The organism is Paenibacillus sp. E194, from assembly GCF_000935845.1.
GTDB classification, from domain to species: domain Bacteria; phylum Bacillota; class Bacilli; order Paenibacillales; family Paenibacillaceae; genus Paenibacillus_B; species Paenibacillus_B alvei_B.
Map to the genome: position 1 here is coordinate 1 of NZ_JMDX01000165.1, position 13,810 is coordinate 13,810.

11 protein-coding genes are annotated in these 13,810 nt (G+C 46.1%); 5 read left to right on the forward strand and 6 right to left on the reverse strand.

What is annotated here, in order from left to right:
- A partial coding sequence (locus AZ66_RS20090; RefSeq protein ID WP_044356471.1) for a glycoside hydrolase family 3 C-terminal domain-containing protein occupies positions 1 to 1,798 on the forward strand: 1,798 nt, incomplete at its 5' end.
- Positions 1,799 to 1,927: 129 nt separating this feature from the next.
- On the opposite strand, the gene AZ66_RS20095 is transcribed toward AZ66_RS20090, so the two are convergent.
- Positions 1,928 to 2,665, reverse strand: a complete 738-nt coding sequence (locus AZ66_RS20095) for a cupin domain-containing protein (protein ID WP_044356473.1) — start codon at positions 2,663 to 2,665, stop codon at positions 1,928 to 1,930.
- A 136-nt stretch (positions 2,666 to 2,801) separates the two neighbouring features.
- On the opposite strand from AZ66_RS20095, the gene AZ66_RS20100 reads away from it, so the two are divergent.
- Positions 2,802 to 3,365 carry a putative glycolipid-binding domain-containing protein gene (locus AZ66_RS20100; RefSeq protein ID WP_021261914.1) on the forward strand — a complete coding sequence of 188 codons (564 nt, stop codon included), beginning with the start codon at positions 2,802 to 2,804 and terminating at the stop codon, positions 3,363 to 3,365.
- 109 nt (positions 3,366 to 3,474) lie between these two features.
- On the opposite strand, the gene AZ66_RS20105 is transcribed toward AZ66_RS20100, so the two are convergent.
- The 4 genes from AZ66_RS20105 to AZ66_RS20120 all read right to left on the reverse strand — a co-directional run bounded on the left by AZ66_RS20105 (position 3,475) and on the right by AZ66_RS20120 (position 8,658).
- Entirely contained in the window at positions 3,475 to 4,614 is a 1,140-nt protein-coding gene (locus tag AZ66_RS20105; protein WP_044356474.1) for a glycoside hydrolase family 18 protein, read from the reverse strand.
- Between the two features lie 6 nt (positions 4,615 to 4,620).
- Positions 4,621 to 5,721, reverse strand: a complete 1,101-nt coding sequence (locus tag AZ66_RS20110) for an acyltransferase (protein ID WP_021261912.1) — start codon at positions 5,719 to 5,721, stop codon at positions 4,621 to 4,623.
- Between the two features lie 75 nt (positions 5,722 to 5,796).
- Entirely contained in the window at positions 5,797 to 7,071 is a 1,275-nt protein-coding gene (locus tag AZ66_RS20115; protein WP_231586961.1) for a glycosyltransferase family 2 protein, read from the reverse strand.
- A 537-nt stretch (positions 7,072 to 7,608) separates the two neighbouring features.
- Positions 7,609 to 8,658 (reverse strand): AI-2E family transporter, encoded by a 1,050-nt coding sequence (locus AZ66_RS20120; protein WP_021261910.1) that lies wholly within the window; start codon positions 8,656 to 8,658, stop codon positions 7,609 to 7,611.
- A 292-nt stretch (positions 8,659 to 8,950) separates the two neighbouring features.
- Between AZ66_RS20120 and AZ66_RS20125 the strand changes: the two genes are divergently transcribed.
- From AZ66_RS20125 to AZ66_RS20135, 3 genes are all read left to right on the forward strand, one after another.
- Positions 8,951 to 10,639: a methyl-accepting chemotaxis protein gene (locus tag AZ66_RS20125; protein WP_052648691.1), complete on the forward strand. Its 1,689-nt coding sequence runs from the start codon at positions 8,951 to 8,953 to the stop codon at positions 10,637 to 10,639.
- 152 nt (positions 10,640 to 10,791) lie between these two features.
- Complete coding sequence (locus AZ66_RS20130) at positions 10,792 to 10,989, forward strand: hypothetical protein (RefSeq protein ID WP_331436920.1); 198 nt, start codon at positions 10,792 to 10,794, stop codon at positions 10,987 to 10,989.
- Between the two features lie 191 nt (positions 10,990 to 11,180).
- On the forward strand, positions 11,181 to 11,873 hold the full coding sequence (locus tag AZ66_RS20135; RefSeq protein WP_044356478.1) for a hypothetical protein: 693 nt from the start codon (positions 11,181 to 11,183) through the stop codon (positions 11,871 to 11,873).
- A 325-nt stretch (positions 11,874 to 12,198) separates the two neighbouring features.
- On the opposite strand, the gene pruA is transcribed toward AZ66_RS20135, so the two are convergent.
- A complete protein-coding gene (gene pruA / locus AZ66_RS20140; protein ID WP_044356479.1) occupies positions 12,199 to 13,746 on the reverse strand; it encodes an L-glutamate gamma-semialdehyde dehydrogenase in 1,548 nt (515 codons plus the stop codon).
- Positions 13,747 to 13,810: the final 64 nt, after the last annotated feature.

Genomic DNA, 13,810 nt, shown 5'->3' on the forward strand with positions numbered 1-13,810 from the left:
GAAGATGGTGACAAGCTCGGAGGTCGATGAGCGTACTCTGCGCGAGATTTACCTAAGTGCGTTCGAGCGGATTATTAAGAAGTCCGATCCATGGACAATTATGTGCTCTTACAACCTGCTTAACGGCTCCTATACGAGCGAGAATGAGCATCTGCTTGATGACATTTTGCGCAAAGAATGGGGCTATGAAGGCGTCGTATTGTCGGACTGGACGGCGGTCAACGATCGTATTCGCGGTCTCAAGGCAGGACTTGATATTGAAATGCCTGGACCTGCGCATTACAATGCAGCTGCGATTGTGGAGGCTGTTCAGAATGGTACTTTGTTGGAGGAGCAGCTGAATAAGAGCGTGCGGCGCATTCTTACATTGGTAGAACAGGTAACGGCCAATGAAGGGGAGTCGAATACGGCTGCAATTGATTATCACGAGCTGGCGAGAAAAGCAGCGGCTGAGAGCATTGTACTGCTCAAAAATGATAACGGCATTCTGCCGATTGACCCTGCTAAGGCCCAATCTATTGCCGTAATCGGTACATTCGCGAAGAAGCCGAGAATTCAAGGCGCGGGGAGTGCCGAAGTGACGCCAACGTGTGTCGACATCCCATGGGAAGAGTTGCAGAAGATTGCTGGCGAGTCTGTACAATTCAGCTATGCGGAAGGCTACCCGAAGGATGAGCGAATTGATGAGGCCATGATCGAAGAGAGCGCAGTGCTTGCAGCGAAGTCTGATCTAGCGATTCTATTCGTCGGACAACCCGAATATGCGGAGTCCGAAATGCATGACCTAGACAGCATCGATCTTCCCGAGCATCAGGTGAAGCTAATTCAGGCGGTAGCGGCTGCGCAGCCGCGATGCATTGTCGTGACGAGCAGCGGTACGGCAATGGCGATGCGCCCTTGGGTGCAGCATGTACCGGGTGTGCTCCACTCCTGGCTGACAGGGCAGGGCTCGGGCCGTGCGATTGCGGAGATTCTATTCGGCATGACGAATCCATCCGGCAAGCTGTCCGAGACATTCCCTGTGAAGCTGTCTGACAATCCATCCCATATGCGCATTCGTGGCGAGAACGGCAAGCTATTTTACCGTGAAGGACTGTTTGTCGGGTACCGCTACTATGACCGCAAGGAGCTTGCGCCGCAATTCCCGTTCGGCCATGGATTGTCCTATACGACCTTTGCTTACTCGGACATGAAGGTTATACAGCATGATCGTCGCGTAACCGTGTCTCTGCAAGTAGAAAACACGGGGGCCGTAGTAGGGAAAGAGGTGGTCCAATTGTATGTTCACGACGAGGAGTGCAAGTGGACGCGTCCAGAGAAGGAGCTCAAGGCCTTTGCCAAGATCGAGCTTCAGCCGCATGAGAAGAAGGAAGTCGTATTCGAGCTGGAAGAGCGGGACTTCGCTTACTACAATACAAAGTACAATCGTTGGGTCGCCGAAACAGGCTATTTCAAGCTTGTTGCAGGCAGCTCTTCCCGAGATATTCGCCTGACAGAGCGCGTATTCTGTGACTTTGGCAAGGAAGAGATATCCTTCCATAAATTCAGCCTGTTAAATGACTGGATCGCTGATCCACTTGCCAAATCGGTATTGGAAAAGTGCTTCAACGAGATGAATGAGCATGTTATCGACCAGGTGGTTTTGAATGAAGGGTTTATCGGATTCTGGGGAGACTTCCCTGCGATTAAGGTTCTGCAAATGTTCGGCCAGAACTGGCTCGTTCACCGCACTCCAGATCAAGTAATAGAAGAGCTGATTGCCGAAGTGGATCGCGAGCGCCGTCAAGCGGTTCAATAAAGACAAAATACGCCGCGGTTATTTGGTTAACTTCATAGATAGGAAAGAGGAATCCCCCATGCATTGCCATCGGGGGATTTTTCTTTGTTTGCGGAAAATCTATAATTTGCTCACCGCCGTGATCTTTTTCTAAAAAAACGTTCGTTGAAAAGGATAATAGGGAGGAAATCCATTTGCTGAATAAGCAGGGTGTTGAGACTGGGAGTAAGGGGAGTGTGGATGTGAAAACGTGTTAGAGGAATAGCTGTATGTTGAATGCGTCACATCATCGATTTCCTGTTCACATGCTTGGCAATCTGCCGGTGGCCCGATGACAACAGTCTTTGTAATTGGAGCCAATGTATCTTTTACTTTCGCCTCATCAAGGCAATACGAATGCGCCCAGGCTGCTGGAGGCGTCAAGCGTAGTATGTCTGAGCCGAAGATGACTTCTGGAGTAGGTGCATCGAAGATTGCAATCAGATGCGTATTGTCTTGGTTCGCAACCTCATAATGCCACCAGCCTTGTGGGATATTGGCGACTTGGCCTGGCTTGATTTGATAGTTCAATAATTGATTCGTGAACGGATTAATGAGGCTGACAAGTGCTTCTCCTGCTACACAATAGACCAATTCACTCGCGTTCTGATGAATATGGGGTTCTACGGTATTGCCGCTGCTTAAATAGATATCCAGTAGCGAGGCGTTGCCTAGCGTATTTAATTGGCATACGCCCAGAACGTTAATGTAGTTGTTTGCATCTTTGCGAAAGAATAAGGACTGATTCACATCATAAGCAAAATGAGCATCCGGTGAAGCGAAATCAATAGAGTTATTGGTAGCCACTGCTCGTAACCTGCCTTTACAAGAATTTATATGCCATATCATATGTATTCGCCTACAAGACGTGAGCCCAAATTCTCTAGTTGGAGTGCTAACGTAAGGTAAGGTAGAATGAAGTGGTAATCTATGGATATGTGCTGGACGCATTTATAGATACGGCGGACAAGGAAGTTGCGACAACATGGAAAAGGGAGGCATGATGATGACATATGATGTCATATGGAAACGGCTTGAAGGCGAAGGCCTCGAGTACTGTACAGTTACTTTGCAGCCTGCAACGGTAATTCAAGGCAAAGTAATCTGTGCCGATGCGGATCGCTGCTTCGTTGAATACGAAGTAAAGTGCGATGCAGAGGGGGGAACTGAGGAAGTCGTGGTGTGTTACCACGAAGAACAGAAATTAAGAACGCTCAAGCTGGAGCGGGATCATCAAGATCGCTGGACAGTGAATGGGGTAGTTCGAGAAGAACTAACAGGCGCCAAGGATATTGATATCGGTGTAACGCCATCGACCAATGTGCTGCCTATTCGGCGTCTGCAGCTCGAGATTGGCCAATGTGCCGAGGTTATGGCGGCATGGATCTGTTTCCCCGAATTCAAGGTGCAGCCATTGCTGCAATCCTATGAGAAGACAGGCGACAACACCTATATCTATCGCTCCATCGATAGCGGATATACTGCTCGGCTACAGGTGGATGCGAATGGGGTTGCTATGAATTATGAAGATCAGTGGAGTGCATTATAGGCATTCTCAACAAGCTTCCTAAAGCATAATTGAATATCGCAAAACTAGAGCAGACCCCATGTCGCTGTATGTGGCGGCAATGAGGTCTGCATATTCTCATTCATTCACTTTACTTGTTCAAGTGCTTCGTTAAATAACTGACGATTCCATCCTTCGCGTCTTGCGAATATTCCCAGACCATTGCACCACCCAGTTCATGCTCCTTAATGTATGCAATCTTAGCCTTCAAGGCCTCCTCATCTTCATAGGAGATGAAGGTATCCCCATTGAACAAGTAAGCGGCCTTAGCCGTCTCATCGAAATAACGCTTGAACCCCTTCTGATTCAAGTATTTCTTTACGATCGTGCTATAGCTCAGATCGATCTTGTCGATGTCGATAGGCTTGCCGATGGAGAAGGCGCCATTGCTGCCCGGCTCGCTCTTGACCTTCTCCCATCCATAGGAATAAGCTGGGATGCCTAGCAGCAGCTTTTTGCTGTCTACATCGTGAGCCTTGTAGCGCTGAATAATGTCATGGACGCTCTCTTTGGCTTTGCCCTTCGCATCTTTGTACAGATTCGCATTATAGTCGGTCGTATCCGACCATCTTCCTGTTAAGTCGTAGCTCATGACATTGATGTAGGAGACGTATTTCTCTATTTCCTTGACGTCGACCTTCTCGAAATACCAGTCCTGCGTGCCCGCGGCAAAGGTTAACAAGTACTTCTTATGCACATGCGGAAGTCGGTTCAACTGCTCCCTCAATTCTTTCATCAGCGATGTAAAGTTGACGGAATCCTCAGGGCGTGCCTTAATCGCACCCCAGGCATCGAAGGCAGGATATTCCCAGTCGATATCGACACCGTCCAAATCCAGCTCCTTTACCATGCTAATAATGCTTTCCGTGAACGAATAGCGATTTCCATCCATCGCAGCGTCGGAGAAGCCGTCGGCATTATATCCGCCAACGGCGAGCACGAATCGAGTCTGAGGGTGCTGTTCCTTCAACTTTGTGATTTGCTGCTTAATCCGCTCATTTTCGTCCTTGTTCTCGTGGAAATAGATGTTGTTCTTATCGATTCGGGCAAATGCAATAAAGGCGATATCAATGGCTTGATCTTTCCAGTTCATTTGACTGATATCTTTCCAGATTGGAATATACACCGAAGTAATCTTCTGTTCGGCCTGACTGCTCACATTGTAAGCATAGAGAGACATTCCAACCAGCAGAGCGGCAATAAATAATTTCGTATAGAGACTGACCTTCATTCGCGCTTACCCCTTTCCACCGAACAAAACGGTAGTCATGACCTTGCTGAGATTCAACATTTTCACTAGCAGATAGCTGACAGTGAATACGGCGATAACATTGAACACGAGGTTGGATGATGTCTGGAGTAGGGACGCCTCCGTTTCGGCCCTTCTCGATACGAGCAGCTCAATCAATAAATGAATGAGATAAATACTGAAGCTTGCTTTCGAAATCGAGCCAATCATTTTTTGCAGCTTGTAATTGACTCGCTCATGCAGGGTTGGTTCCTTCTCCTTAAACCAAATAAACATGGCCACAGCCATGAAAAAGGTCGTAATGGAGTAGTTCCCGTAGAAGGTCTCATCCAATATCCCTAGATGACTAGAAGCGAAGTAGGTGGCCACTGGTGTTAGGAAGAAGGAGACGATGCCTAAATTGAACAATACCTGCTTCCATTTGTCCGGCAAGCCATATGTAAATAAATAATGTCCCAAGATGAAGTAGCCGAGAAACCCTGTGAACAGCGGAATGTTCAAAAGCGGGATATTGATATACTGTCCCGTCAGCTTGACGATAATGTCTGAAATGAATCGGTAGCCGATGCTAATGGCAGCCCACCAGGATAAGTAATAGCGCAAATCCCTCTCACTGCAAGTCTTAACAAGCTTGCTAATTAAGGGAATCGTCATATAAATGGCGATGATCGCATACAGGAACCAGAGATGGACGTAGTTGCCGTCCGTCAGCAGCTTGTAGCCGAAATCCTGCAGAAACGCGAGTGCATTCATCTTGCTGTTAACGATAACGTATTGATTGTAAAGCGCATAAATCAGTGACCAGCTGACTAGTGCGATAACGAGTGGAAGCACTCGTTTTATATAAAAGTCCCTGTATGTGGTAATGTTCACCCGCAGCATCATGGCGCCGCTTATCATGAAAAACACAGGAACTGCAAATCTCGATACGGAGTTGAAAATATTGCTGACCCACCAAGATGATGAGTCGAAATCATTCGTTCTCGTCAGCAAATCTGCGGTAATATGCAGCACGATGACGGCGAGAATCGACAGAATGCGCAGTATATCTACATAAATAATCCGATTGCTCTTCCAAATACTCTCCATATTCTCCCTCCCAAAATGAACATGCGGCTTTCTATTTGTTTTACGGCCGCAATGCTGGTTGTACAGATACAATTATTAACTAATGGTGGCTACGCCTTTGCGTTCTACGAAACCCCAGCCCTCATCATTATCGAAGTACTTAATGGTACCGACAATATTCAAGTACAGCAGTAGATTACGGTAAGTGAGCAACTCGTACTGACTGAACAAGAACATATAGATATAATCTCGAAGTGAGTAACTGCTATCGTACTTCTTGCATAAATACAATGAAGTTATGATTTGAGCGGCATTTACGAGAATAATGATGGAGAACAAGATGAGCATTTGTGTGATACTGCCGCCGAATAGAAGCATGTTAATAAGATAGATAATCGTCGTGAACGCCGTAAGGGTTCCCAGTACAAAGCCGTCGATAGCAAAAAATAGACTGACGCCTGGGCTGAACTTCTGCGATAGCTTGGACCAGTAGATCAGGATGCAGTCTACGAAAGCCTTCTGCCAGCGTATCCGCTGTTTATTGAAGTTCTTCAGATTCTCAGGGCATTCCGTATAGCATACAGCTTCAGGTGCGTAGACCAGCTTCTTCTTCAGTTGATTGGCCTTCATATATTCGTGAATCTTCAAGGTAATGTCGATGTCCTCGCCGACAGTGCTGCGGAAGCCATTCACTTGAACCAGCACATCCTTGTAAAAGGCGCCAAACGCTCCAGAAATGACGACGATCGAATTGAATACGGATTGGGTTAGCTTCCGGACATAGAATCCGTGAATGTAATTGAGAATTTGGCTCTTGATTAGGCCTCTCCCCATAAATTTCTCTACGATGACGCCATTTTTCTTCTCAGCGCCCTGCACAATCTTGACCGTACCGCCAAGTGCAATAATATCCTCATTGTGGAAATATTGATTGACATACTTCAATGAATTGACTTCAAGCATACTGTCTGCGTCAAGTGTAATGACGATATCAGATTGTGCGCAGTCAATGCCGGCATTGAGCGAATCAGCCTTGCCGCCATTAAGCTTGTCGATCACGAAAATATGCTTATATGAAGTAGAGCCATAGATGCCCTTGATCGCTTGATACGTTAGCTTGCCGTCGCCCGTACGCTGAACTGGCTTCAAATCAAGGAGTTCATCTAAACGCTGCAAGGTATTATCCTTTGAGCCATCATTAATAATAATGACCTCGAAGTTGTGGTAATTGACACTGTTCATTGCCTCGATGCAATTTTTGATCGTGAGCTCTTCGTTGTAGGCAGGGACGAGTACGCTGATTGACTTTTCGCTCAAGTCATTATTCAATTGCTTCACTTTGCTGAACAATAAGGGAACGATCGTATACAAGAGCTGAAATCCTAAGAAGATAAACGTTGTCACATAGAAAAATACTGCATTAGTTTCACTCCTTCTCTCTCTAATTCGAACGAAACATGGAAAATCTTCCTTGCTTTGTGGTGATAAAGCGAAAAAGTGTATAGGTGTGTGTGTATAGCGCGAGATGAATAAAATTGAGTGCTGCTTCAACGAAATAGGGCAGTAGTCCCGTGATGATGTGGTCTAGGTGGAAAAGCATTGCGGTGTGGGAAATATTGACCAAGCGTTTATTCTTGTTTCCATTATCCTCCAATCTGTTAATTAGGCCATATTCTACCTAATCACAAACTATCCTAATGATTACCATATGTAAAACCGCTTTAACTTTCAAGAAAACGAATACATCACTTTCAATCGTGAGCAGACGAGCATTTTTGTCATTTTTCGTGGAACAGTGAAATTTAGGAAGTCTTTAACATTGTGAAACATAAATGACATATCAAAAAGAGCCGAGTGCTTAACGCACCGGCCCTTCGTCATGAGATGATAGTGGATATGGAACAGCTGTTATTCTGTCTTCACAGGTTCTTGCTTCACGCTAACTTCAAGCAGATCCAAGAAGAACATGAATATCGGTACTCCGAGAATCAATCCCCATACGCCGAGGAAATGCTCTGCAATAATAAGAACGGCAAACGTATAGAAAATTGGCAGGTGAACCTTCGCTGACATCAGTTTCGGATTTAAGATATACGCCTCAATTGCATGGATGACGATGACCATAATGACGACGTATAAGACCTTAATCAAGCCGCCGATGGTGAATGCAATCGCACACAACGGAATGAGTGAAATCACAACGCCCATTACCGGGATCAGCCCGAGCAGGAAGATCATGATAGCTAAGCCGAACAACTGCGGGAAGCCGAGCAACCACAAGCAGATTGTGGACAAGATGGTATTCACGATGGCGATAAGGAACTGTGCTTCTATGACCTTGCCAAATGAATACAAGAACTTATTTCCGAAATACTCTAATTCCGAATAGATGAATCCAATCTTGCTCGTTCTGAACTTCTCCGTGAATTCCATGACACGCTTCTTCTCCAGTACGAAGAACAAGCTGAGGACGAAGGAAATGATTGCTCTTGTACCCCATTGTCCAATATCAGAGACTGATTTCACGATAAAGTCGAAGCCCTTACTGACATAGCTCGCTAGGTCGATCTTCTGCAGCGAGTCTGTAATGTATTGCATGAACTCGAAATCAAAATCGTAATTCATGAAAGCCTTCGAATTATAGAACTGAATAATATTGTTCACGAGCTGCTCAATCTGTGTAATAACTTTCGGGAAGACGCTGTATGCTCCACCAACGATGGCGAGCAGCAGTACTGCATAGAGCAGCAGTACGGTTACTTTGTAATTCACCTTTATGATCTTGTTGATCCTCCGATGGAGGAATGTATGCAGCCTGTCCACTAAGTACGTTAAGATAAACGTTATAAGTATGAGGTGGATCATGCTTCGCATTGCAAAGAGCAAGGCGATAATTACAAGAAGAATAAAGATGCGTTTGACACCAGGACCTTTGAAAAATTCTTTCACTGTTTCCATTGTAAATCTAGGGCTCCTTTGATTGTCACTTGTGAGAGCAGTTCGGTCCCTTGCCATATCTGTTAGAAGAGAACGCTCTTCCTTTCACTGTATTCAAGCATATGACATTCCATACGCGATAGCAAATGTAAGGATTCAATCTTTTACTGAAAAATGTAAATAACTTTCTTACTTTTTTCTTAAGTAGGCGACATCTCTCTGAAATATTGTCGAATTGTAAACTGACAAATGGAATATATTGCGCTAAGATGTGAAAGAGACGAGGCGATTGACATAAGAAGGAGAGGCATAAATGAGCATCCGGTGGAAAAACAGAATAGGGTTTTCGATTATTGTCATCTGCATGTTTGCAATTTTTACGTATCAATATAATGCGTCGAGCAATCAACTGAGCACAATGAAAGAGATAAAGGAACGAACACTTCAATCAACATTGCTCGCAGATAATATGAAGCTGTCGGTTGTTCAAGTTCAGCAGTGGCTTACCGATATTGGGGTTACGAGAGCGCAGGATGGTATGGACGATGGATTCAACCAAGCCGCTAAGTATGTCTCACAGTTCCAAGCGGATGTTCAGCACTTCAAGCAGCTCCATCCAGAGCTGTCCAGCAAGTTAGATGATATTGAGGGATCGTTTAAGAAATTCTATGAGATGGGCCAACAGATGGCACATGATTATATTGATAAGGGAACGGAAGCGGGGAACCAGACGATGGGCTCCTTCGACCAAGCATCTGAACAAATTAACAAGCAGATGGACGACATACGGTCACAGCAATTAAATCGTATTCAGCAGGCGATGGACGCAGTGGAGCAGGCGAACCGTTCTCATCAGTCTGTCTTATTCACTTTGCTGCTTGCAACCGTTCTTATTGCTGTTACGACAGCGGTGGTGTTGACCAGATCAATCGCTCGATCTATGAAGCAGTTGAATGAATCTGCGCGTGTAATCGCAGACGGTGACTTGCGTCACCCTATTATTCGGACTGCAAACGATGAGATAGGGCAATTGGCAAATTCATTTGAGAAGATGCGTGTTGATTTATCCCAATTGATTAGTCATGTACAATCCGCAACAGATATGGTGGCGGATTCGTCCGAGCAGCTTCAGCAGTCGGTATTGCAGACCACGGACGCGACCAATCAATATTCGGTGTCGTTGCAGCGAATTGCTGGAGGCGCCGATGTACAAATGCGTGCATCTGTCGAGAGTGCAAGAGCAGTAGAAGAAATGGCGCAAGGAATTGCAAGAATTGCTGCAACATCTACTGAGGTTGCTGATTCCGCCCTACATACAGAAAAATCGGCCTCAGGAGGGGAGGAACTCATTCGTCAAGCGGAACAGCAAATAGTATCAGTTCATGAGGCGAACCGCAATGCCTCATACACGGTCGAGCAATTAAGCAAGCAATCTGCTGAAATTCAACAGATGGTAAACGTGATGACGACGATTGCTGCGCAAATTCAATTGCTTGCTCTAAATGCCTCTATTGAAGCGGCACAAGCCGGGGAGCATGGCAAGGGATTTGCTGTTGTGGCATCAGAGGTAAGGAAACTGGCAGATCAGTCTAAGCAAGCGGCAGGCCAAATCGCAAGCCTTGTAGGTCAAGTGAATGAGAAGATGGATGCAGCGGTTGAAGCGATGGAAGGAAGCACACGAGAAGTTCTCCTAGGGCAAGAGGCAGTGCTGCATGCTAGGCAATCCTTCCATAGTATCACCCAATCGACGGAACAGGTTGCGTTGCAAATTCAAGACGTTTCCGCATCTACGGAAGAGTTGTCGGCAGGATCAGAGGAGGTTGCAGCTGCATTGTCGCAGTTGAGCGATCTTGCACAGCATGCATTTCAAGAAAGTGAGCTGTTATCTTCCGCATCACAGGTTACATCGACGGCTATGGAAGATATGAATCGATCGGTTACGCGATTAAACGGTCTTGCTGGTGAGCTGCAAGCTGTTGTACGTCATTTCAAGCTAAGCTAAGTGACTGGCATCGAATCGGTTTTTTACCATAATGATAGAGATTGAAGGATGAAGTGAGGGATAATACATGAGTGTAACGATAACTAAGGCATCGATGCGTACAGAATGAAGACAAGACTTATATCGGACAAGTAGTCTTCCAGTTAGAGCAATTGAAATCACCGTATGAAGTTAGCTTCTTCAGCAAGAACGGGAAGGATTGGGATTACAACCTGCACTTCACTGCCCAGTCTGGTGACGAAGAAGAATTCTACGAGTTGGATACGAAACTCGAAGGAGACGACGATTTGTTTGATGAATTGTTGTCTGCAGCATGGGATACGCTTGAAACACCTGCAACCGACGTATAGCATATTTGGATGAAGGCAGGACATAAGTTGAAGAGGGTAAAGGATGTGAAGCAGCAGCTTCATATCCTTTATTTTTTTTGAATGGAAGGAAGACATTTTATGAGATGGAATGGTATAATACGGAAACGTGAATGGATTCCAAGACATCACAGAAGCAGGCAGGAAGGTAATCATTGTGTGGAGGTGTGGCCTTGAGAAGGATTTGTTGCCTTGGCTTATTTCTATGGCTGACTATATCCTTCGTAATCCCTGTTCAAGCCGCAGATGTACTACACCGATTGACTCACAACGACCAAGATACGCTGCTTATTGGGCAAGTGATACGAAATGAGAAGGCAGGGGTGGCGATTCAAGTCATCTATATCGTGTCAGGTGAGCAGACGAAGCAAGACATTACAGTTACCTATGCTCAGCAAGCGAATGTGTGCTATGCATGGAATGTTGGGGATATGGCGTTATTCTCACTCGATAGGACGGATACAACAAATAGGAACTATAAGATGAAGTGGGGAAGTTATCCGCTTAAGATTGCAGATGGTAAGGCGCTTTTGAAGGATGCACAGGAAGAGCCGGATATTGCAGCCTTGCAATACTATGTGAATAGCGGCGGAAAGTCATTATCGTTTGTAATTGATGGAGAGCGGGTTCTAGGCAGGTATGACAATGGTGAGATTGTTCGAATTGTGCCTAAGCTGGATCATGCGGCCCAGAAGCATACGGAGGATGGGATTGGGCAGCTCATACGTCCTCATGAATATAATCATCAAGTTACACAGCTGAAAGACATGGATCATGTGGAAAACCGATATACTCGCGTTATTTGGATTGTTGCTGAAATTCTCGGTTTTTTCATTGCGGGTGCCCTATTACTTGGGAGGAGATAATGAAAAGCCATCAATAATGTTACCGGTAACTCAAATGACTCAAATGCTCGGCATATCTTGACTCAAAGCAACCGGATATCACATGATTCGTAATAGATACCAAGTTGAATTGTTCTAGCATGGCATTGATCCTCTAGCCATCGTGGTATTAGGCTGAAGGCTCATTGGATTTCTCCAAAACAGATGAGAGTGCATCCAGATGGTTCTTGATCATAAAAAAGCCAGCAAGCTGTCCCTGTAACAGAGGAGGCCTGCTGGCTTATCTTGATCGAAGGATAAGTGCAGCAAATCTTAGTAAATCATATCAGAGAAGTGAAATTGGAGATTACCACTTCTCTGATACAAGCTTCGCTTGTGTGAAGAGGAGCAGGTAGTCTTTTCCTCCTGCCTTCGAGTCGGTTCCTGACATATTAAAACCGCCAAATGGATGTACGCCTACTAGTGCGCCTGTACATTTACGGTTGAAATACAGGTTGCCGCAGTGCATATGATGGCGCGCATATTCCAGATGCTCGCGGTTCATGCTGTACACTGCACCGGTCAAGCCATAGTCGGTATTGTTGAAAATATCGATCGCTTGCTCGAAGTTCGAAGCCTTGCTGATCGCCAGTACGGGACCGAATATTTCTTCCTTCATGATGGTTGCTTCTGCATCAACATCTACGTACACTGTCGGTTGGATATAGTATCCGTTGCCATCGGCAATACTGCCTCCAGCTACGAGTCTGCCTTCGCATTTGCCAACCTCAATATATTTCAGTATGCTGTCGTACGCATGCTTATCGATGACTGGACCAATTGGGGCGTTCTCCTCAGCTAGACCTACACGCAAAGTTTGCGTTTTCTCGGTGACGAGTCGAACAACCTCGTCGTATACCGCCTCATGGACAATGGCGCGCGAACCGGCGGAACACTTCTGTCCTTGGAAGCCGAAGGCAGATTGTACGATCGCAGTTGCTGCTTCTTCCACATCTCCGGTTTGATCCACGACGATGCCGTCCTTACCGCCCATTTCTGCGATGAAACGCTTAATCCACAGCTGACCTGGCTGTGTCTTAGCAACACGCTCATTGATGCGAAGTCCTACGTCGCGTGATCCCGTGAAGGATACGAAGCGAGTACGCGGGTGATCGACTAAGAAGTCGCCAATCTCTGAGCCAGAACCAGGAACGTAGTTCACTACACCTGCTGGAAGGCCAACCTCCTCCAATAACTCAACAAACTTCGCTGCAATGACAGGGGAGGCGGAAGAAGGCTTCAGCACGACAGTATTCCCTGATACGATAGCTGCACAGGTCATGCCAGCCATAATGGCAAGTGGGAAGTTCCACGGTGGAATGACAATTCCGATGCCTAGTGGAATGTAGGTGAGACGATTGTCTTCACCAGCTATTGTTGTGATCGGCTGTGGACCACTGAGACGAATCATTTCCCGCGCATAGAATTCTAAGAAATCAATTGCTTCTGCCACGTCTGCATCTGCTTCTGCCCAGTTCTTGCCGACCTCGTATACAAGCCAAGCAGCATAGTCGAACTTGCGGCGGCGCATGACGGCAGCTGCCTTGAACAAATACCCTGCACGTACATCTGGGGCAACGTGCTGCCACTTGGAGAATGCTGCATCCGCAGCTGCAATTGCTGATTCTGCGAGCTCGATGCCAGCTTGAGCAACATGGCCCACAATTTGATCAAGGTCGCCTGGATTCGAAGATGTGCTTCGCTTCTCTGTCAAGATTCGCTCGCCGCCGATGACCAATGGGTAGGTATTACCCAACTGCTCACGCACTCTGAGCAATGCGCCTTGCATTGCCGTGCGATTCCCCTCTGCTGTGAAATCCGTAAATGGCTCATTCCGATAATCGATTACTGTCATCTAGATGACTCTTAACGAATGGATACTTAGTATTATGGAGTTGAGTGCTGTCAATTTGTATGAG